This window comes from Rhodococcus erythropolis NBRC 15567, from assembly GCF_001552595.1.
Taxonomy (GTDB): Bacteria; Actinomycetota; Actinomycetes; order Mycobacteriales; family Mycobacteriaceae; genus Rhodococcus_F; species Rhodococcus_F erythropolis.
On sequence record NZ_BCRM01000005.1, the window covers coordinates 215,816 to 236,605 of the forward strand.

20 protein-coding genes are annotated in these 20,790 nt (G+C 62.8%); 8 read left to right on the top strand and 12 right to left on the bottom strand.

The annotated features are described in order from the left end of the window. Positions 1-143 precede the first annotated feature (143 nt). From gap to tpiA, 3 genes are read left to right on the top strand one after another with little or no spacing between them, the layout of a single operon-like run. Entirely contained in the window at positions 144-1,163 is a 1,020-nt protein-coding gene (gap, locus tag RE4_RS10535) for a type I glyceraldehyde-3-phosphate dehydrogenase (protein ID WP_003944851.1), read from the top strand. Between the two features lie 17 nt (positions 1,164-1,180). Continuing rightward, the gene (locus RE4_RS10540; RefSeq protein WP_019748389.1) at positions 1,181-2,392 is read left to right on the top strand and encodes a phosphoglycerate kinase; all 1,212 of its coding nucleotides are present in this window, start codon (positions 1,181-1,183) and stop codon (positions 2,390-2,392) included. Positions 2,393-2,398: 6 nt separating this feature from the next. Continuing rightward, the gene (gene tpiA / locus RE4_RS10545) at positions 2,399-3,184 is read left to right on the top strand and encodes a triose-phosphate isomerase (RefSeq protein ID WP_019748390.1); all 786 of its coding nucleotides are present in this window, start codon (positions 2,399-2,401) and stop codon (positions 3,182-3,184) included. A 125-nt stretch (positions 3,185-3,309) separates the two neighbouring features. Here tpiA and RE4_RS10550 read toward each other — a convergent pair whose 3' ends face one another. After that, entirely contained in the window at positions 3,310-4,110 is an 801-nt protein-coding gene (locus tag RE4_RS10550) for a tyrosine-protein phosphatase (protein ID WP_060938592.1), read from the bottom strand. 209 nt (positions 4,111-4,319) lie between these two features. On the opposite strand from RE4_RS10550, the gene secG reads away from it, so the two are divergent. The 3 genes from secG to RE4_RS10565 all read left to right on the top strand — a co-directional run bounded on the left by secG (position 4,320) and on the right by RE4_RS10565 (position 8,321). Then, positions 4,320-4,553, top strand: coding sequence for a preprotein translocase subunit SecG (secG, locus tag RE4_RS10555; RefSeq protein WP_003944946.1), 234 nt, complete (start codon positions 4,320-4,322; stop codon positions 4,551-4,553). Between the two features lie 103 nt (positions 4,554-4,656). Further along, a complete protein-coding gene (gene ppc, locus RE4_RS10560) occupies positions 4,657-7,431 on the top strand; it encodes a phosphoenolpyruvate carboxylase (RefSeq protein WP_060938548.1) in 2,775 nt (924 codons plus the stop codon). A 104-nt stretch (positions 7,432-7,535) separates the two neighbouring features. Further along, positions 7,536-8,321: an oxidoreductase gene (locus tag RE4_RS10565; protein ID WP_060938549.1), complete on the top strand. Its 786-nt coding sequence runs from the start codon at positions 7,536-7,538 to the stop codon at positions 8,319-8,321. Here the strand turns inward: RE4_RS10565 and RE4_RS10570 are convergent. The 10 genes from RE4_RS10570 to tkt form a co-directional block, all read right to left on the bottom strand. Next, positions 8,308-8,820, bottom strand: coding sequence for a hypothetical protein (locus RE4_RS10570; protein ID WP_238076711.1), 513 nt, complete (start codon positions 8,818-8,820; stop codon positions 8,308-8,310). The two genes, RE4_RS10565 and RE4_RS10570, sit on opposite strands and share 14 nt — an antisense overlap. 122 nt (positions 8,821-8,942) lie before the next feature. Next, positions 8,943-9,263, bottom strand: coding sequence for a TfoX/Sxy family protein (locus tag RE4_RS10575; protein ID WP_019748395.1), 321 nt, complete (start codon positions 9,261-9,263; stop codon positions 8,943-8,945). A gap of 27 nt (positions 9,264-9,290) precedes the next feature. Continuing rightward, the gene (locus RE4_RS10580; RefSeq protein WP_021332980.1) at positions 9,291-10,013 is read right to left on the bottom strand and encodes an AAA family ATPase; all 723 of its coding nucleotides are present in this window, start codon (positions 10,011-10,013) and stop codon (positions 9,291-9,293) included. Between the two features lie 32 nt (positions 10,014-10,045). Further along, positions 10,046-10,390: an iron chaperone gene (locus RE4_RS10585; protein WP_029255338.1), complete on the bottom strand. Its 345-nt coding sequence runs from the start codon at positions 10,388-10,390 to the stop codon at positions 10,046-10,048. 26 nt (positions 10,391-10,416) lie between these two features. After that, the gene (locus tag RE4_RS10590) at positions 10,417-11,337 is read right to left on the bottom strand and encodes an SDR family oxidoreductase (RefSeq protein ID WP_060938551.1); all 921 of its coding nucleotides are present in this window, start codon (positions 11,335-11,337) and stop codon (positions 10,417-10,419) included. 326 nt (positions 11,338-11,663) lie between these two features. Next, positions 11,664-12,401, bottom strand: a complete 738-nt coding sequence (gene pgl / locus RE4_RS10595; RefSeq protein ID WP_020907720.1) for a 6-phosphogluconolactonase — start codon at positions 12,399-12,401, stop codon at positions 11,664-11,666. Further along, the gene (gene opcA / locus RE4_RS10600; protein WP_019748400.1) at positions 12,394-13,302 is read right to left on the bottom strand and encodes a glucose-6-phosphate dehydrogenase assembly protein OpcA; all 909 of its coding nucleotides are present in this window, start codon (positions 13,300-13,302) and stop codon (positions 12,394-12,396) included. Before opcA ends, pgl begins: the two co-directional genes overlap by 8 nt. After that, entirely contained in the window at positions 13,302-14,846 is a 1,545-nt protein-coding gene (zwf, locus tag RE4_RS10605) for a glucose-6-phosphate dehydrogenase (RefSeq protein WP_020907722.1), read from the bottom strand. The genes opcA and zwf overlap by 1 nt, the downstream gene beginning before the upstream one ends. A gap of 4 nt (positions 14,847-14,850) precedes the next feature. Beyond that, positions 14,851-15,975, bottom strand: a complete 1,125-nt coding sequence (tal, locus tag RE4_RS10610) for a transaldolase (RefSeq protein WP_029255341.1) — start codon at positions 15,973-15,975, stop codon at positions 14,851-14,853. A 5-nt stretch (positions 15,976-15,980) separates the two neighbouring features. After that, positions 15,981-18,083, bottom strand: a complete 2,103-nt coding sequence (gene tkt / locus RE4_RS10615; protein WP_047888340.1) for a transketolase — start codon at positions 18,081-18,083, stop codon at positions 15,981-15,983. Positions 18,084-18,284: 201 nt separating this feature from the next. Here tkt and RE4_RS10620 point away from each other — a divergent pair, with 201 nt between their 5' ends. Further along, positions 18,285-19,268 carry a heme o synthase gene (locus RE4_RS10620; RefSeq protein ID WP_003944994.1) on the top strand — a complete coding sequence of 328 codons (984 nt, stop codon included), beginning with the start codon at positions 18,285-18,287 and terminating at the stop codon, positions 19,266-19,268. Positions 19,269-19,324: 56 nt separating this feature from the next. Here RE4_RS10620 and RE4_RS10625 read toward each other — a convergent pair whose 3' ends face one another. Further along, positions 19,325-20,290: a quinone oxidoreductase family protein gene (locus tag RE4_RS10625; RefSeq protein ID WP_019748405.1), complete on the bottom strand. Its 966-nt coding sequence runs from the start codon at positions 20,288-20,290 to the stop codon at positions 19,325-19,327. Positions 20,291-20,373: 83 nt separating this feature from the next. On the opposite strand from RE4_RS10625, the gene RE4_RS10630 reads away from it, so the two are divergent. Next, entirely contained in the window at positions 20,374-20,736 is a 363-nt protein-coding gene (locus tag RE4_RS10630) for a hypothetical protein (RefSeq protein WP_020969598.1), read from the top strand. Positions 20,737-20,790 lie beyond the last annotated feature (54 nt).

A 20,790-nucleotide genomic window follows, 5' to 3' on the forward strand; every position in this document is an offset into this window, starting at 1 on the left:
GGTGGGCTGCGCACGTTCGGGCCACGCGCATTAGGGTATGAGTCACATCGACCGATGAACCCCACGTCCGCGTCGTGCACACACGGATTCGGAGTATGCGTGGGTCAAGTTGCACACCAGAATCATGGTCAAAGGAGCGAATTGTGACTGTCCGGGTTGGCGTAAACGGTTTCGGCCGTATCGGACGTAACTTCTTCAGGGCGGTGGATGCGCAGAAGGCGCTCGGAACCACCGATATCGAGATCGTGGCAGTCAACGACCTGACTGACAACGCGACGCTCGCTCACCTGCTGAAGTACGACTCCATCCTCGGCCGTTTGCCGTACGACGTGTCGCTCGACGGTGACGACACGATCGTCGTCGGCGATCAGCGCATCAAGGCCCTCGCACACCGCGGCCCGTTGAACGAGCTTCCCTGGGGCGAGCTGGGCGTCGACGTCGTCGTCGAGTCCACCGGCATCTTCACCGACGCCGCAAAGGCCAAGGGACACCTCGAAGCCGGCGCCAAGAAGGTCATCATCTCGGCTCCGGCCAAGGGTGAAGACATCACCATCGTGATGGGCGTCAACGACGACAAGTACGACGGCAGCCAGAACATCATCTCCAACGCCTCGTGCACCACCAACTGCCTCGGCCCCATCGCCAAGGTTCTCGACGACGAGTTCGGCATCGTCAAGGGTCTGATGACCACGATCCACGCGTACACCCAGGATCAGAACCTGCAGGACGCTCCGCACGCAGACCTCCGTCGCGCCCGCGCAGCTGCCCTCAACATCGTTCCCACCGGCACCGGTGCAGCCAAGGCAATCGGCCTGGTTCTCCCGCAGCTGCTCGGCAAGCTCGACGGCTACGCACTGCGCGTGCCGATCCCCACGGGCTCGGTCACCGACCTCACCGCGAACCTGAAGAAGTCGGCTACCGCCGACGAGATCAACGCCGCGATGAAGGCCGCTGCCGAAGGACCCCTCAAGGGCATCCTGAAGTACACCGACGCACCGATCGTCTCCTCGGACATCGTCACCGACCCGCACTCGTCGATCTTCGACTCGGGTCTGACGAAGGTCATCGACGACCAGGTCAAGATCGTTTCCTGGTACGACAACGAGTGGGGCTACTCCAACCGCCTCGCCGACCTCATCGGCCTCGTCGCCAAGTCTCTCTGAGCGGAGTTTCGATAACAGTGGCAGTTCAGACGCTGAAGGATCTGCTGGACGCTGGGGTCGAGGGGCGCACCGTACTGGTGCGTTCCGACCTCAACGTCCCGTTGGATGGCGGAGAAATCACGGACCCGGGCCGCATCGTCGCGTCCGCTCCCACCCTGCGGGCACTTGCCGAGGGTGGAGCGAAGGTCATCGTGACCGCGCACCTCGGGCGCCCCGACGGTCAGCCCGATCCCAAGTTCTCCCTCGCACCGGTTGCCGCGAAGTTGGCCGAAATCCTCGGTCGCAACGTGCAACTCGCCGGTGACGTCGTGGGACAGGACGCGCTGGCTCGTTCCGAAGGACTCACCGATGGTGACGTCCTGATGCTCGAGAACATCCGTTTCGACCCTCGCGAGACCAGCAAGGACGAAGCCGAGCGGGTCAAGCTCGCCAAGGCTCTCGTCGAGCTGGTCGGTGACGACGGCGCATTCGTCTCCGACGGATTCGGTGTTGTTCACCGTAAGCAGGCGTCGGTCTTCGACGTCGCGAAGCTGCTCCCGCATTACGCCGGTTACCTGGTCGGAGCCGAGGTCGAGGTGCTCGCCAAGCTCACGCAGGACGCTGCGCGTCCGTACGCGGTGGTGCTCGGTGGCTCCAAGGTCTCGGACAAGCTGGCCGTCATCGAGGCACTGGCACCGAAGGTCGACACTCTGGTGATCGGCGGCGGAATGTTCTACACGTTCCTCGCGGCTCAGGGTGTCTCCGTGGGCAATTCGCTGTGCGAAGAGTCCATGATCGAGACCTGCAAGGGTCTCCTCGACCGGTACGCCGACGTCATCCACATCCCTCAGGATGTTGTCGTCGCGGACTCCTTCTCGGCCGATGCCGAGTCGAAGATCGTTCCGTTCGACAAGATTCCCGACGGTTGGATGGGGCTGGACATCGGACCGGAGTCGGTCAAGCGCTTTGCCGCGATCCTGACCGGAGCCAAGACGGTGTTCTGGAACGGCCCGATGGGCGTGTTCGAGTTCCCGAAGTTCGAGGCAGGCACCCGCGGTGTCGCCGAAGCGATCGTGGAGGCAACCGAGAAGGGCGCCTTCAGCGTCGTCGGCGGCGGCGACTCTGCAGCAGCCGTTCGTCAGCTCGGTATCCCGGACGAGGGCTTCTCGCACATTTCCACCGGTGGTGGCGCTTCCCTCGAGTACCTCGAGGGCAAAGAGCTGCCTGGCATCGCAGTACTGGAAGGCTGATCCGACATGGCACGTAAGCCGTTGATCGCCGGCAACTGGAAGATGAATCTGAACCACCTCGAGGCTATCGCCCTGGTGCAGAAGATCGCTTTCTCCTTGCCTGCGAAGTACTTCGACAAAGTGGACGTCACGGTCATCCCGCCGTTCACCGACATCCGTAGCGTCCAGACGCTGATCGAGGGCGACAAGCTCCTCCTCACGTACGGCGCGCAGGATGTCTCGGCTCAGGACTCGGGTGCGTTCACGGGCGAGATCAGCGGCTCCATGCTGGCCAAGCTCGGATGCACCTTCGTCGTGGTCGGCCACTCGGAGCGTCGCACCCTTCACGGTGAGACCAACGAGACCGTCCTCGCCAAGACCAAGGCCGCTCTCAAGAACGGCCTCACGCCGATCGTGTGCATCGGTGAAGGCCTCGAGATCCGCGAAGCGGGCGATCACGTTGCCTACAACGTCGACCAGCTCAAGGGTTCATTGGCGGGCCTGAGCGCGGAGGAGATCTCCAAGATCGTCATCGCGTACGAACCTGTCTGGGCCATCGGCACCGGCCGGGTCGCTTCTGCCGCCGATGCACAGGAAGTGTGCGCTGCGGTACGAGCAACAGTTGCCGAACTTGCCGACGCCGAGGTCGCAGCCGGCGTTCGCGTTCTGTACGGCGGCAGCGTCAGCTCCAAGAACGTCGGAGAGATCGTCGGCCAGACCGACGTCGACGGCGCTCTGGTCGGCGGCGCGTCGCTCAAGGCTGACGAGTTCGCGACACTGTCTGCGATCGCTGCAGGCGGTCCACTCCCGTGATGTGATCGGGTAGTGAGCTGGAAACTGCAGGACACTGTCACTGCATGACACTGAGCTGTATGACACTGAACTGCGGGCGTGTGACCGAGTAGGTCACACGCCCGCAGTTTTTTGATTCGCCGGATTCAGCTCACGAGTTTGGTTTCCAAAGCGCCGACGAGTTCGGGAGCAAGGTCCAACCCGGTGGTCAGATAGTTCTCGACGGTCCCGTAGTGGTGCTCCACCTGCTCGAAGGCAGCGCCCAGGTAACTTGCGTCGACGGACAGCAGCAACCGGATCACCTCGCCCTTGTCTGCATCTGTGGCGGCGGCGATCGTTGCGACCGTCGCATCGATGTACTCGGCCGAGTACGTATTCGTGAGCAGGTAGTCCGCCATGATCGTTTCGCGCGGTACACCTGCGAGTGTCTGCAGTAGTGCTGCTGCCCAGCCTGTTCGGTCCTTGCCTGCCGTGCAGTGGAAGAGTTGCGGCCCGGCGGTAGTGGCCAGGGCGGCGAACAACTGCGAGAATCCGCTGCGAGTGACGGGGTCTGCGACAAAGCTGCGATTGATGTTCTGCATGAAAGCTGTTGCAGCGTCCGCTGTTCGGAGAGCCATCGCTTCGGCGTGGATGTTGCCGGACAGGATGGGAATGTGGGCGTACATCGCCGGCGTAGGCACGGTGTCGGGAGTTTCGTTCGCTTCGGTTTCGGAGCGCACGTCGTAGACGGCGGTCAGCCCCAGCGATTCCACGATTGCAAGATCCTCAGGCGAGGGCGTCAGCACGTTTGCGCGGTAGAAAACTCCGCGGCTCATCGCCTGTCCGCTGGTCGTGACGTACCCGGGGCCGGCCACGTCGCGGAAGTTGTGAATCGAAGCCAGACGTGGTGTGTCAGGCAAGGGTATGTCGGGCAGGGCAGTGTCGGGCAGGGCAGTGTCGGAAAGCATGGAGCCGGCCTTTCGGAGGTAGAGTCGCGTCAACTGAAAAACTACTGAATCGGTATCTCGACAGTGTGATCGATGCCACTGACCAAGAGTCGTGCCTGGCCGGGTGCAAAGTCATGTGCGAGGCGGGTATGTGGTCAGGCTATCTGTGCGCGCCTGTATGGTGTTATCGGTTGTAGTTGTCCCTATTGGATTGGTGGACGTAGACAGACATGAAACTGTTCCTGGATATCCTGCTGGTCATCACCAGCTTGCTCCTCATCGCCTTGGTGCTCCTGCACCGCGGTAAGGGCGGCGGTTTGTCGAGTCTGTTCGGTGGCGGTGTCCAGTCCAGCCTGTCCGGATCGACTGTTGTCGAGAAGAACCTCGACCGGTTGACGGTCTTCACCGCGTTGATCTGGCTCATTTCGATCGTCGGCATCGGCCTGGAGATCAAGTTCGCCTGATTCTCGGCTCATGACTTGCAGCCGGTAGTTTTTCACACACGAATTTCAGACACGGAACCCCGCCTATCGAGCGGGGTTCTTTGTTTCGGTCGATAATTGAGTGATGACTGAAACCGCGTCGCATCGAGAAACACCGCGAGAGGCCACCGAGCCGCTGCGCGAAGACATCCGGCTTCTCGGCGGAATACTCGGACAAATAGTGCGAGAGCAAGCCGGCGACAATGTTTTCGATCTGGTCGAGCGAGCCCGTGTCGAGTCGTTCCGAGTCCGTCGGTCGGAGATCGACCGCGCCGAACTGGTGTCGCTGTTCGCCGAAATCAGTACGGACGACGCCATTCCCGTCATTCGTGCGTTCAGTCACTTCGCGCTGCTCGCCAACCTGGCCGAGGACATCCACCGCGAGCGTCGACGGGCCATCCACGTCAACGCGGGTGAACCGCCCCGCGACAGCACTCTCGCCGCCACGTACACCAAACTCGATGCAGCCGATATCGATTCGGCTACCGTCGAAGAAGCGCTGCGGGGCGCCCTGGTCTCGCCCGTCATCACCGCTCACCCGACGGAGACTCGACGCCGCACGGTGTTCGAGACGCAGAGTCGGATCACCGAGTTGATGCGATACCGCGAGCGCACGGCGCTGAGCGTCGCAGAAACCGCTGATGTCGATCTGCAATTGCGCCGTCAGATTCTGACCCTGTGGCAGACGGCTCTGATCCGGCTCAGCCGCCTCCGTATCCAGGATGAAATCGAGGTAGGCCTGCGCTACTACGACGCGGCGTTGTTCGAGGTGATTCCGAAGATCAATGCCGAGGTCCGCAAAGCTCTGCGCACGCGTTGGCCGGACGCCGGGCTCCTGCCGGAACCGATCCTGAGGCCGGGTTCGTGGATTGGCGGTGACCGGGACGGCAATCCGTACGTGACCGGCGAAATCGTCCAGCGCGCCACGTCGCGCGCTGCGGCGACTGCTCTCGAGCATCATCTCGAGGAACTCGAACATCTAGAGCGTGAACTGTCGATGTCGGCGCGGCTGGTGTCCGTCACGCCCGAACTCGATCTGCTGGCGTCTACCTCTGGCGACGATTCTGCATTCCGGGCCGACGAGCCGTACCGTCGTGCGATTCGCGGTATCCGCGGGCGATTGAGCGCAACCGCACTGACGGTACTGGGGGAGTTGCCCGCCCACGGTGCTGATGAAGGTCTCGAGGCGTACACCGACCCGGCACAACTGCAGCGGGATCTCGGAATCATCGACACCTCGTTGCGTCGTTTCGGCGACGAGACCATCGCCGACGATCGACTCGATCGGCTCCGAGAAGCGGTGGAGGTGTTCGGCTTTCACCTGTCCGGTCTGGACATGCGGCAGAACTCCGAGGTACACGAAAGCGTCGTCGCAGAACTTCTGGCGTGGGCCGGAGTTCACCCGGACTACACGTCCTTGCCGGAAGCCGATCGAGTCGAACTGCTGTCGGCCGAGTTGACGACGCGGCGACCACTGACTTCGCCGGACGCCGAGTTCAGCGAATTGACCACCAAGGAACTGGCCATCATGGCGGCCGGCGCCAAGGCAGTGCGGGTTCTCGGAGCGGGCGCAGTACCCAACTACATCATCAGCATGTGTACCTCGGTCAGCGACATGCTCGAAGCTGCGGTGCTGCTCAAAGAGGTTGGAGTGCTCGATCCGGGCGTCGATAGCGAGCCCTCCTGCCCGATCGGAATCGTCCCGTTGTTCGAGACGATCGAGGATCTGCAGGGCGGCGCCGACACATTGCTGGCGACGCTCGACATCCCGATCTATCGTGCGATCGTCCGTTCTCGTGGTGACAGTCAGGAAGTGATGCTCGGGTACTCCGACTCGAACAAGGACGGCGGGTACTTGGCCGCCAACTGGGCGCTGTACCGTGCCGAACTCGACCTCGTCGATGCCGCGCGTAAGAGCGGAATCAGGTTGAGGCTCTTCCACGGCCGCGGCGGAACCGTCGGACGTGGCGGCGGACCGAGCTACGAAGCGATTCTCGCGCAGCCCCCCGGCGCAGTCGCTGGTTCTCTGCGAATCACCGAGCAGGGTGAGGTGATTGCGGCCAAGTACGCCGAACCGCGTCTGGCGCACCGCAACCTCGAAACACTCATCGCCGCGACTATCGAGTCGACGTTGCTCGACGTCGAAGGTCTTGGCAGCGACGCAGATGCGGCCTACGCGGTGTTGGACGAGTTGGCGGCACTCGCCCGCACCGCGTACAGCGAATTGGTGCACGACACACCAGGATTCGTGCAATACTTCGAAGCGTCGACACCGGTCGCCGAGATCGGAGCACTCAACATCGGCTCTCGTCCGGCCTCTCGCAAGCAGACCAAGGCGATTTCCGATCTGCGTGCCATTCCCTGGGTGCTCTCGTGGAGTCAGTCTCGCGTGATGCTTCCGGGTTGGTACGGAACCGGCGCCGCGTTCGAAAGATGGATAGACGGAGACGACACTCGGCTTGCCACGTTGACGGCCCTGTACGAGAAGTGGCCGTTCTTCCGAACCGTGCTCTCGAACATGGCCATGGTGATGTCGAAGTCTGATCTCGGTTTGGCGGCCCGCTACGCGGACCTCGTGCCCGACGCCGAACTGCGCGATCGAGTCTTCGGAATGATCACCGACGAGCACGAACGCACAATTCGCATGTACAAGGCAATCACAGGCAACGAGAACCTCTTTGCCGACAACTCGGGCCTCGAGCGTTCGGTTCACAACCGGTTCCCGTACCTCGAACCACTCAACCATCTACAGGTCGAGCTGATCCGTCGGTACCGTTCCGGCGACGAGAGCGATCAGGTGCGTCGGGGTATCCAGCTGACGATGAACGGCCTGGCCACTGCGCTTCGTAACAGTGGCTAGGTAACAGCGGCTGGTTCTGCAGGTTTACCAGGGTGTGCGTGCGGCGACTCTAGAGCTGTCGCACGCACACCCAACGCTGCGCACCGGACCGAACGGGGACCGCAGTGGATCTGCAATTGGACGGACGAACTGCCGTGGTTACCGGCGCGGGAAAAGGTATCGGGTTGGCGATCACTCGGGCCTTGGTGGCCGAGGGAGTCCACGTCGTCGCGGGCTCGCGGACGCTCTCGCCGGAACTCGAATCGCTGCAGTCCGGCGGCGCCGTCACCTTTGTCGGCGTCGACCTCGCGAGTGTCGAAGGATCTACCCGACTGCTCGAGGTTGCAGCAGCGAGGGGCGGCGTCGACATCTTGGTCAACAACGTCGGCGCCGTCACTCCGAGAACGAGCGGCTTCGCGGCTATCACGGACGAAGAGTGGGCGTCGTCGTTCAGTCTGACGTTCTTGTCGGCTGTACGCACTGTTCGCGCTGCGCTGCCGGAGTTGATCCGCCGAGGTGGCGGGAGCATCGTGACGATCAGTTCGGTCAACGCATTCTTGCCTGACCCCACGGTGATCGACTACAGCGCCGCCAAAGCGGCGTTGACCAACTTCTCGAAGTCGTTGTCGAAAGAACTGGGCGGGAAGGGGATCCGCGTCAATACCGTCAGCCCTGGTCCGGTGCAGACGGAGTTGTGGCTCGGCAAGCACGGAGTGGCCTCGACGCTGGCGAAGGCGAATGGTTCAGCCGCCGACGATATCGTCGAAAGTGCGGCCGCCGGCGCCGAGACTGGCCGCTTCACCTTTCCCGAAGAGGTGGCGGACCTGGTGTTGTTCCTCGCCAGCGATCGCGCGGGGAACGTGACGGGCGCGGATTTCGTGATCGACGGCGGTCTGATCAAGACCTTGTGATCATTGCTGCCTGAAACCTGATCATGTGCGCGACGGACGACGACATGATGCACAGGATCACTGCGGACGCGATGACCACCCACAGTCCCCACCCGATGGACGGTCCGGCGGTGTGCCCTGCGACCTCAGTACTACGTCGCACAATGGACGCGGCGTTTCCGACGGCAACGATCAAGACGGCGATTCCCACCAGCGGTCCCGTGCAGTGATTCTTCATCTCGGGCGTGACGTCCCGAACCATGAGGGTGATCAGCGCGGTTACCGCGCCCAGAGCGAGGACGAGTGTGATCACTCCGCATTCGTCGGTACCACTGTGGTCGAGGGCGGAGGACGACGTCCACGGGCCGAGGCTTCCGGCGACGATCCCGGCGCACGCCCACAGCGATCCGATGAGGCTAGGTCCGAAACGGTCGGGCATGAGGGAGGGAATCGTGCGGGTCGACGGCGGCTGAAACCCGAAGGCGCGTTGGTGATCCGGCTGATTGGGTGTGAACGTCACGCGACGGACCACCTTTCCTCCGCGCCGTCGTGGCGCCCAATCCAATGCTATTTTCGGAGTCTAGGGCCGCCCACTTCACTTTTTGCCGAATCGAGCGAAATTGATCGAACCGGCAGTACCAGTCAGTGCACGAAGTCCAGAGCTTCCTTGATCCACGCATTGAACTCGACGTTCGAACTCGTCCCGGTTCGGTCGACGACGATCCATCCCTTGCTCATCGGCTTACCCCGCATCTCGGGCCAACTTGCACCCTTGTGCGTCAGGAGTTCGTCAACTCGATCGGGGTCACACCGAACCATGATGTTGCCGTGTGAGTTCGCACTGGCGGCCAGCTTCCCGTTCACCATGAAGCTCAGCCCACCGAACATTTTTACTTCTTCGACGTCGCTCTCGCCCGAGAGCGCATCGCGGATACGCTCAGCCAGCGCCTTGTCGTATGCCATGGAGGCCTCCTGGGGTGGAGTTCCAGGTTAGATCAGGTGGCGCAGGTACGTCTGCGGGTCGTGAAGGAACCGCTGCCAGTTCGAGACCAGATCGAGGTCCTCCCAGCTCGCGGCTCGGATTCCCCATTCGCCGATCTCGAGCAGATTGGCGTTCGGCAGTGCCGCGATGATCGGCGAGTGCGTCGCGATCACCGCCTGCGCGCCGGATTCCACCAGCTCACCGAGCAGCGCGACCAGCGTCAAGGTCCCTTGGAAGGAGAGTGCGGCATCGGGTTCGTCGATCAGATAGAAGCCGCCGTCGGAGGTCCTCGACGACAAGATCTCGAGCAGCGCCTCACCGTGTGAAAGGTGATGGTAAAGCGGTTCAGGTCGCCTGGGATTGGGGTTGTCCTCCAAATACGTGTACAACCCGTGCAAGGTTTCGTCTCGGAGGTAGTACGCCCACTTCGACGCGCCGGGGCTCCGCTCGACCACAAGGTCGAGGCCGCTCGGTTCACTCGATCTGGTCTGATGTCGCGTATTGGTAGACCCGCCTTCGGCATTGAGACCTAGAACGGCGGCAAGAATTTCGATGACGGTCGACTTCCCCGCTCCGTTTTCGCCGACCAGAATGGTGACACCCGGTGGAAGTTCAAGACCGTCCCGAACGATCTGCGCAACCGCGGGCACCGTCATCGGCCAGCTGCCTACGTCAGCGCCCGACGATGTCCCGGCCTTGATGCGTCGGATGGGCTGTCTCTGCACGGCCATACGCTCTCACAAGGCTCCGACGGGAACTGAGGTTAGTGACGCTGCGCGAGCAATTCGACGATTCGAGCCACGAGATCGAGGGGGATCGGTTTGTTCAACGGGAACTTCACGGTTGATTTCGCAGCCCGGTACGGGTCGACGGACTTCTCGAACTCTGCGTCACCTGCCGGGAGTGGGTACATCGAGATGTGATGTTTCCAGCCTGCGAAGTGAACCAGGTTCTTCCCATTCACCGTCATGGTCGGCATCTGATAGCTGATGGTTTCATCGAGGCCGGGCACAGTGCTGTGGATCGTCTCGCGGATGCTCCCGAGGGCTCGCTGCACGTCGGTGGGAAACGACGCGATGTATTCGTCGATCGTCGCGAATTCGGCCATGAAACGGATCTTAATCACTGTCGGATTCAGTTGGCTCGCCAAAAATCGGGGCGGCTGCCGTCGGTGTCCGTGAACCCATATTCCATTCCGAGTTCGCCTGAACTGACCGAACGCTGATTCCATCGCTTCCGATTCGAATCGGCGGCGAGGGCGGCGATCGCACGTCCTGTGAATCTTGGTGACTCGGAGCGGGCAAAATCCGGAGGTGCAGTCGGCCCATCCCGCTCCGGCGACAAAGCGTCACGCCAATTCGATTCGCCGACACCAAAATTGTCGAGCATGATCTCCGATCGCAGGAACCCCGGAGTGATGGCGACGGCCGTACAGCCGAACGGGGCAAGTTCGTGGCCTTGCGAAAATGCAAGCCTGTTCACGGACACCTTCGCCAGGTCGTAGAACACCGAGATGCGATAGTTCGATGCGTTGTATTCGGTAGTGCCGTCGGTTATTTCGGCGACCAGTCCGCCTGGCCGATCGATCATCAGCGGCAGGAGGTGGTGCGACGTGGTGATGTGGGTGTCGATCGCCAGGCGCAGAATGTGAAAGCCCTTGTCCAGATCGTGTTCCCATACCGGCGTGTTCCACTCCGCCGGCCCACCCTTGAGTAGTTCCGCGCCCCAGATGTCATTGACCAAGATGTCGATATGTTGATAGTCGGCGCGCAAGCGTTCGGCGAGATCAGCCACTTGTTTGCTCTTGAGATGATCGACGGCAATCGGCACGCCGACGCCGCCCAGTTCGGTGACAAGCTCTGCCGTCTCCTCGATGGTTTCGCCGCGCGGATAGTCCGACTGAAGTATTCCGGCAGATGTGCTCCGGCCAGTGCAGATGACGGTTGCACCGGCCTCACCCAGGGCTGCGGCGATTCCGCGTCCGGCGCCCCTCGTCGCCCCGGCAACAACAGCCACTCGCCCGCGAAGTGCATCCGGATTCGGTGTCCACGACATTGTTCGATTGTTCTCGCCTGGATTGATTCGTTCAAGAGTGAAAGCGATCTACGGAACCGAACCCTACTTCGCGGCGTCCAAGGTAGTAATCGCTCGAAAGAACGAGACAGGGGGAGAGATGAATCGTTGTGCAGGGCAGAGTGCCCGTTGGAGACAAGGGATATCGGGATTGAGTTCCGTTCCGTCAAAAGGAAATTCGCATCGGATCCGGACTCGGCGGGTAGTCATGACTCGCCACTGTGAAAATGTCCTCGATGTACCACCGGGCCGGGAATCGCCTGAAGACGATTCCCGGCCCGGTGTGAAATCAGATCCGTGAAATCAGATCAGAGCTGCGAGGCAGCGTCGGTATCGAGGAACCAACGCGTCGCCACCAAACCGGTGGCGCCGGCGGACGGCCAGTCCTCGGACGAAGCACCTCCGACGGCTTCGGCAACGGCCTCGGCCTTTGCAGCACCCGAGACGAGCAGCCAGACCTCTTTGGCACGCCGAACAGCAGGCAGCGTCAGGGTGATCCGTACCGGTGGCGGCTTGGGGGAGTCCGTCACCGCGACAACGAAACGAGCTTCTTCGCGAACGGCGTCGGTGTGCGGGAACAACGAGTTGACGTGTCCTTCTCCACCCATACCGAGCAGGTGCACGTCGAACGTCGGAACCTGATTGCCGTGTGCCTGAGCGCCCAGCAGTTGTTCGTATGCCGTCGCCGCCCCGTGCGGATCACCGTCGTAGATACCGTCGGAGGCGGCCATCGCATGCACCCTGTCGGGATCGACAGGCACGTGATCGAGAAGCGCCTCACGAGCCTGGACTTCGTTCCGCTCGGGATCGCCGGACGGCAGGAACCGCTCGTCGCCCCAGTACAGATCGATCTGCGACCAGTCGATATCGCCGGGAGCGTCACGCAACTTCTCGAGAAGTGCGATCCCGGTTCCGCCACCCGTCAGAACGATGGATGCGAACCCGCGAGCCCTCTGGGCATCAACGATTGTCGTGACCAGGCGTGCGGCAGCGGCATCGACCAGTTGGCCGGCGTCGGAAAACTTCTCTACGACAACATCACTCATAGGTCACCTTCTCCAATCCAGCCAGCGCTTCTTCGTAGATCTCGTCCGGATCGAGCCGACGCAATTCCTCGGCGAGGCAATCGCGCGTCTCTCGACGACCGAGCGAGACCAGCGAGTCGGGCTGACCGGTGCGGATCAGGGTTGCGGTCGTACCCTCCTGTGGGCGGCTGATGGAGATGCTGCGAGTCTCCAGCTTCAGCTCGACGGTGAGCTCACCCGTACGTCGGATGACCGGACCGTCGATCTTGGCAGCCAACCAACCGGCGAGAATATCCAGTGCCGGTTCGGTTTTGAGACCGGAGACCACCGCTGAGGTGATCTTCTCGTGCGGCGGCTGATCGAGAGCCGACGCGAGCAGTGCGCGCCAGTAGGTGACGCGACTCCAGGCGAGATCGGTGTCACCAGCGGTGTACGACGCGAGTCGTCCCTTGATGGTGGCAGTCGGATCCGGGGCACCGGTGGCGTCGGTGATACGACGGATCGCAAGCTTTCCGACGGGGTCCTTCGCCGGAATCTCGGGTGCCTCGAGGGGCCACCACGCGACTACCGGTGTGTCGGGGAGCAGGAACGGGATGACGACGCTGCTCTCGTGGTCCGCCAGGGGACCGTAGAGGCGCAGCACCACGACCTCAGAGGCGCCGGCATCCCCACCGACGCGGATCTGAGCATCGAGCCGAGGCTCGCTCTGCTCGTCGCCACGCAGAAGCACGATGACGCGGCAGGGGTGCTCGCGGCTTGCTTCGTTGGCGGCCTCGATTGCGGCCTCGGCGTTCCCGGTGTCCCTGGTGCAGACGACAAGCGTGAGCACACGTCCCAGGGTGACAGCGCCGCCGGTCTTACGTACCTCGACCAGTTTCTTGCTGACCTGGACCGTGGTGGTGGAGGGCAAATCGAGAATCACTAGGGTCGCCTCCATTCGCGTCCGGTGCGTTGCATCATTTCGTCCGCAGACGGTGGTCCCCACGTTCCAGCCTCGTAGGGTTCCGGCTTGCCGCCGGCTGCCCAGTGTTCGAGGACGGGATCGAGGATTTCCCAAGACAATTCGACTTCGGCATTGACGGGGAAGAGAGACGGCTCGCCGAGCAACACGTCGAGGATGAGTCGCTCGTACGCCTCCGGTGACGACTCGGTGAAAGCCTGACCGTACGAGAAGTCCATGTTGACGTCACGGACTTCCATGCTCGATCCGGGAACCTTCGAGCCGAACCGCATGGTGACGCCCTCGTCAGGCTGCACGCGGATCACGAGTGCGTTCTGGCCGAGATCTTCGGTCATGGTCTTGTCGAACGGCAGGTGTGGTGCGCGCTTGAAGACCACCGCGATCTCGGTGACGCGGCGGCCGAGACGCTTGCCCGTGCGCAGGTAGAACGGCACGCCCGCCCAGCGACGGGTGTCGACCTCGAGGGTGATGGCGGCAAAGGTCTCCGTTGTGGAGTCCGCTGCGAAGCCCTCTTCTTCGAGGAGTCCGACTACCGGCAACCCGCCCTGCCAACCACCTTCGTATTGTCCGCGGGCAGTGGTCTCGTCGAGTGGTTCGGCCAGACGCGTTGCCGAAAGAACCTTGATCTTCTCCGCCTGCAGATTGAGCGGTTCGAAGCTGATGGGTTCTTCCATCGCCGTGAACGCGAGCAATTGGAGCAGGTGGTTCTGGATCACGTCACGGGCCGCGCCGATGCCGTCGTAGTACCCGGCACGGCCACCTAGGCCGATGTCCTCGGCCATCGTGATCTGGACGTGGTCGACGTAGTGCGCGTTCCAGATCGGATCGAACAACTGGTTCGCGAAGCGCAGAGCCAGGATGTTCTGGACCGTTTCCTTGCCGAGGTAGTGGTCGATACGGAAGACCGTGTCCTCGGGGAACACCTTGTTGACGACGGCGTTCAGTTCGCGAGCGCTCTCGAGGTCGTGACCGAACGGCTTCTCGATGACAACTCGTCGCCACTGACCGTCCTCGGCCTGCGCGAGGCCCGACGCCGACAGTTGCTCGAGCACCTGAGGAAACGCGTTGGGCGGAATCGCAAGGTAGAAACCGTGATTGCCGCCGATACCACGTTCGTTGTCGAGGGTGGCCAACGTCTCGGACAGGTTCTGGAAGGCCTCGGCCTCGTCGAAACTGCCCTCCACGAACCGGATACCTTCGGCGAGCCTCTCCCAGACGTCCTGACGGAACTTGGTGCGAGCACCGTCCTTGACTGCTTCGAGGACGACGTTCGCGAAGTCCTCGTCCGTCCATTCACGCCGGGCGAACCCGACCAGAGCGAATCCGGGCGGCAACAGTCCACGGTTGGCGAGGTCGTAGATGGCTGGCATGAGCTTGCGCCTGGCGAGGTCGCCGGTAACACCGAAGATCACCAGGGCGCAGGGCCCCGCAATGTGCGGAAGCCGTTTGTCGGTGCTGTCCCGAAGGGGATTCACCCAATCTGATGCCGCCGCGGAATCGCTCACAGGCTCAGCTCTTCTGGGTTGCTGCGCGAAGCTGCTCGGCAGTTGCGTCGAGCAACTCGTTCCAGGACACCTCGAACTTGTCGACGCCCTCGGTCTCGAGGACCTTGAACACGTCCGCAAGATCGATGCCGACAGCTGCGAGCTGATCGAAGACGACCTGCGAGTCCTGAGCGGTGCCCGAAATCGTGTCGCCCGTGATCTCACCGTGGTCGGCGAGAGCGTCGAGCGTCTTCTCCGGCATGGTGTTGACCGTGTTGGGCGCAACCAGCTCGGTGACGTAGAGCGTGTCCGGGTAATCCGGGTTCTTCACGCCGGTCGACGCCCACAGCGGGCGCTGAGCCTTGGCGCCATCGGCCAGGAGAGCCTGGAAGCGCGGCTGCACCTCGAAGATCTGCTGGTACGCGTTGTACGCCAGACGAGCGTTTGCGAGTGCAGCCTTGCCACGAAGCTCGAGAGCTTCCGGCGTGCCGATCGCCGTGAGGCGGTTGTCGATCTCGGAATCCACACGGGAGACGAAGAACGAGGCGACCGACTCGATGGACGAGATGTCGCGGCCGGCAGCCTTGGCGGTGTCCAGACCGTCGAGGTACGCGCCCATGACAGCTTCGTAGCGCTCGACCGAGAAGATCAAAGTGACGTTGACGCTGATGCCTTCACCGATCACCTTGGCGATGGCGGGGATACCGGCCAGCGTCGCGGGGATCTTGATGAGGACGTTCGGGCGGTCGACGATCTTGTGCAGCTCGATCGCCTGCGCGACAGTCGCGTCGGTGTCGTGCGCCAGACGAGGATCGACCTCGATGGACACGCGGCCGTCGACGCCGTTCGAGGCCTCGAACTGCGGGGCCAAGATGTCGCACGCAGCGCGCACGTCGTCGGTGGTGACGGCCGTGATGGTGGCGTCGACATCGGCGCCGCGCTCGGCCAACTCGCGAACCTGAGCGTCGTAGGCCGAGCCCTTGGACAGTGCCGCCTGGAAGATCGACGGGTTGGTCGTGACACCCACGATCGACTTCGTGTCGATCAGGTTCTGCAGGTTGCCGGACTGGATGCGATCTCGCGAGAGGTCGTCAAGCCAGATGGAAACGCCTGCAGCGGAGAGCTTTTCGGTATTCACGTTCTGTGTCATCGAGATCATCCCTTCACAGATGCGAGGGAGCGCTGCGCGGCTTCGACAGTCGCGTCGGCGGTGATGCCGAACTCCCGGTACAAGGTCTTGTAATCGGCGGAAGCGCCGTAATGCTCGAGCGAGACGGCCTGGCCGGCGTCGCCGAGGATGCGCCACCACGGCATTGCGATACCGGCTTCGACGGACACGCGTGCGCGGACGGCGGGCGGAATGACCTCGTCGCGGTACGCCTGATCCTGCTCGAGGAACCAGTCGAGGCACGGCACGGAAACGACGCGGGTTGCGACGCCCTGAGCTTCGAGGGTCTCGCGAGCCTCGGTGGCCAGATGCAGTTCGGAACCGGTCGCAAGCAAGATGACCTCGGGCGAACCGTTGGCAGCGTCGACGAGGACGTAAGCGCCGCGCTTGACGCCTTCGGCAGCCTTCTCCTTGGTGCCTTCGAGAACCGGGATGTCCTGGCGGGTGAGCGCCAGAGCCGTCGGGCCCGTCTTGTTCTCGAGTGCTGCCTGCCATGCGAACGAGGTCTCGTTGGCGTCACCCGGGCGGACGACGGCGAGGTTCGGGATCGCTCGAAGAGCAGCGAGGTGCTCGACCGGCTGGTGAGTCGGGCCGTCTTCGCCGAGACCGATGGAGTCGTGGGTCCAGACGTAGGTGACGGCAGTCTTCATCAGTGCAGCCAGGCGAACCGCCGGACGCATGTAGTCGGAGAAGACCATGAAGGTTCCGCCGTACGGGCGGGTCGGGCCGTGCAGCGCGATGCCGTTGAGGATCGAGCCCATCGCGTGCTCACGGATACCGAAGTGAAGCGTGCGGCCGTAAGGCTGCGCAGTCCAGTCGCTCGTGGAGATGGAGAAGGGGCCGAACGAATCTGCGCCCTTGATGGTGGTGTTGTTGCTGCCGGCGAGGTCGGCGGAACCGCCCCACAGTTCGGGCAGGATCGGTCCGAGCGCGTTGAGTGCCGAACCGGAGGCCTTGCGAGTCGCAACGCCCTTGGCGTCGGCCTCGTAGGTCGGGAGAGCGTCGGCCCAGCCGGCAGGGAACTCACCGGCGAACAGGCGGTCGAAGAGTTCCTTGCGCTCGGACTCACGTGCGGCCCACGCGTCGAACTCGACCTGCCATGCCTTGTGTGCGTCGGCTCCGCGCGAGACGACCTCACGGGCGTGAGCCAGAGCGTCGGCGTCGACGTCGAAGGACTTGCTCGGATCGAAGCCGAGGGCTTCCTTGACCGCAGCGACCTCGTCGGCACCGAGTGCGGAGCCGTGAACGTCGCCGGTGTTCATCTTCTTCGGCGCCGGGAAACCGATGATGGTGCGGAGCAAGATGATGGACGGACGATCGACGACGGCCTTGGCAGCGGCAACCGCGTCGAGGATGCCGGAGACGTTCTCGCCACCCTCGACGTGCTGAACGTGCCAGCCGTATGCCTCGTAGCGCTTTCCGACATCTTCGCCGAGAGCGATGGCGGTGTCGTGCTCGATGGAGATCTTGTTGTCGTCGTAGAAGACGATCAGGTTGCCCAGTTCCTGGACACCGGCGAGAGACGACGCCTCGGAGGTGACGCCTTCCTCGATGTCACCGTCGGACGCGATCACGTAGATGTGATGGTCGAAGGGAGAGGAGCCGACCGGGGTCTCCGGATCGAACAGCCCGCGCTCACGACGCGCAGCCATGGCCATGCCGACTGCGGACGCAAGGCCCTGGCCGAGCGGACCGGTGGTCATCTCGACGCCGACGGTGTGGCCGACCTCGGGGTGACCGGGGGTCAGTGCGCCCCATGTGCGGAGAGCTTCGAGGTCAGCAAGCTCGAGACCGTAGCCCGACAGGTAGAGCTGGGTGTACAGCGTCAAGGACGAATGGCCACAGGAAAGAACGAAGCGGTCACGGCCGACCCATTCTGCATCCGAAGGATCGTGGCGCATGATGCGCTGAAAGAGGGTGTATGCCAACGGCGCCAAGCTCATTGCAGTTCCGGGATGGCCGTTGCCGACCTTCTGAACCGCGTCGGCGGCGAGCACGCGGGCGGTATCGACAGCCTTGGTGTCCAGGTCGGTCCAGTCCGAGGGGTGGACGGGTTGCGTGAGGACGTGGATCTCGTCTGTGATCGACACTGGCAGATGTCTCCTGACATGGTGTACGTGGATTGCGAGGGTGGGGTGTCCCTCCACTGCGTAACCCAGCCTAATGGTCCTGGCTGTCCGGGTCGATTCGGTTCCTCAATGGCTGCGGTCTACCATCGTTCGTAGTAGAGGACAGTGTCAGCAGTGTGTCGTGAACAGTTAGTGCGGTAACGCGTGGTGCAAGGAGAGAACGTGCGGACAGGGCAACAGCCGAGCGGACATGGCTTCGGCAGCCCAGGTGCCGCCCCGCGGGCGACCAATACCGATACGGTGTGGGGTCGCGCAACGGGCAAGGTTCTGGCTTATATCGCGCTCACGAAGCCGCGAGTTATCGAATTGTTGTTGGTGGCAACCATTCCGGCAATGCTGCTGGCCGATCGCGGAACGGTCGACATCGTTCTGATCCTCAGCACCCTCTTCGGTGGCTGGATGGGCGCAGCGAGTGCGAACTCGCTCAACTGCGTCGTCGACGCCGACATCGACAAGGTCATGAAGCGCACCGCGAAGCGTCCGTTGGCCCGCGAGGCGGTGCCGACCCGTAACGCACTCGTCTTCGGACTTCTTCTCGGACTCGCGTCGTTCCTGTGGCTGTGGTGGCGAGCCAACCTCCTGGCCGGCATCCTCGTCGTGATCACGATCGCGTTCTACGTCCTCATCTACACGATGGTTCTCAAGCGTCGTACCTGGCAGAACGTCATCTGGGGTGGCGCAGCCGGATGTATGCCCGTCCTCGTAGGCTGGGCCGCTGTCACCGGGTCGCTGAGCTGGCAGCCCGTCGTGCTGTTCCTGATCATCTTCTTCTGGACGCCGCCGCACACCTGGGCGCTCGCGATGCGATACAAAGAGGATTACAAGGCGGCAGGTGTTCCCATGCTTCCGGTGATCGCCACCGAGGAGCACGTGACCAAGCAGATCCTGTTCTACAGCTGGGCGATGGTCGTCACGACGCTTGTCCTCGTCCCTGCGTCGGGCGTCATCTACGCCGCAATCACCATCGTCGCCGGTGCGTGGTTCCTGCTCATGGCTCATCAGCTGTACCGCAGCGTTCGCGGCGGTGCTCAGGTCAAGCCGCTGCGCCTGTTCCTGCAGTCGAACAACTATCTTGCGATCGTTTTCGTCGGCCTCGCTGTCGACTCGGTTCTCGGACTCCAGACGATCAGCGACATGCTCAGCTGATTCTGCTGTGCGCCTTTATTAACCGCGGGCGGTTAATAAAGGCGCACAGCACTTTGCTAGGGGATCAGAACGATCGACCCGGTCGTTGCTCTACCTTCCAGATCCCGATGGGCTGTTGCCGCGTCGGCGAGGGGATACTCGGCGCCGACGCGAATATCGAGCTTCCCGGCCGCAATGGCGTCGAAGACATCGCCGGCCCGCCAGGTCAGTTCCTCACGAGTGCGAATGTGATGCGCGAGCGTCGGACGCGTCAGGAACAGCGAACCCGATGAATTTAGCCGCTGCGGATCGACGGGCGGAACGGGTCCACTGGCCGCACCGAACAATGCGACAGTGCCGCGAATACGGACGGAAGCCAGGCTCGAATCAAACGTTGTCGCGCCGACGCCGTCGTATGCCGCCGCGACTCCTTCGCCGCCGGTCAACTCCCGGACTCGCGCTGCTATGTCCTCGTCGTACCGCAGGACCTCCGAGGCACCGGCGCCGCGCGAGAGTTCTTCCTTCGCATCCGACGACACAGTCGTGATGACCTTCGCCCCGAGGCTGACGGCCATCTGCGTCAGGATCAACCCGACGCCGCCCGCGCCTGCGTGCACGAGCACGGTGTCGCCGCTCTGGATCGGATACGTCGACTTCGCGAGGTAGTGCGCCGTCATCCCCTGCAGGAGCGCCGACGCTGCGGCCGATGCCGGGACACCGTCAGGCACTTTCACGGCGACTGCGGCGGGAACAGCCACCTTCTCGGCGTAGCTGCCCGTGGCGGCCGCCCACGCGACACGGTCACCAACGGCGAATTCGGTGACGTCGGAACCGACAGCTTCGACGACGCCGCTGCCCTCGTCGCCGGGAATGTAGGGGAGCGGACGCTTGTACTGGCCCATTCGGAAATACGTGTCGATGAAATTGATGCCGATCGCTTCGGTCCTGACGAGTAGATCGCCTGGGCCGGGTGTCGGTTCGGGTTGTTCGGTCAGAGTCAGAACCTCTGGTCCGCCGGTCTCGGTCACGTAGATGGCTCGCATGGTTTCTGTTCTACACCCGAGACGGCCGACGCTCAGTCCATGCCTGGTGTCGCTTCCGGGCTACCGACCAGTATTGTCGAGTCATGAGCACCGATACCGAGAAGTCGGACGCCACCCCGTCCGCGCCGGAACTGCCGAAGTCCACGGTGAACGCCATCACCAAGTTCGTCGCCGAGCACGGCGGCACCGCCAGCGCCGTCATTCAGCCGGTCGGCCTGGCCGGCGTTCGCATCACTCTCGTGGGTGCCGACGGCATCCTCGGTGATCAGGTCGTCGAGGACCTCGCCACGGCCAATGCCGTCGTTGCGTCCTTCGACACCGTCACCGTTGCCGAGTGGGAGCGTGAGCTGACGAGCATCGTCACCCCCCAGGAAGGCCACTTCAAGAAGATGGCCGGTTGGGTCGCCAACCAGACTCGGTTCCCGAAAGCACGCAACGAAGCCTGAAATGACGTGTGGGGCGTAGGAACACTTCTTGGTGTTCCTACGCCCCACACGTGT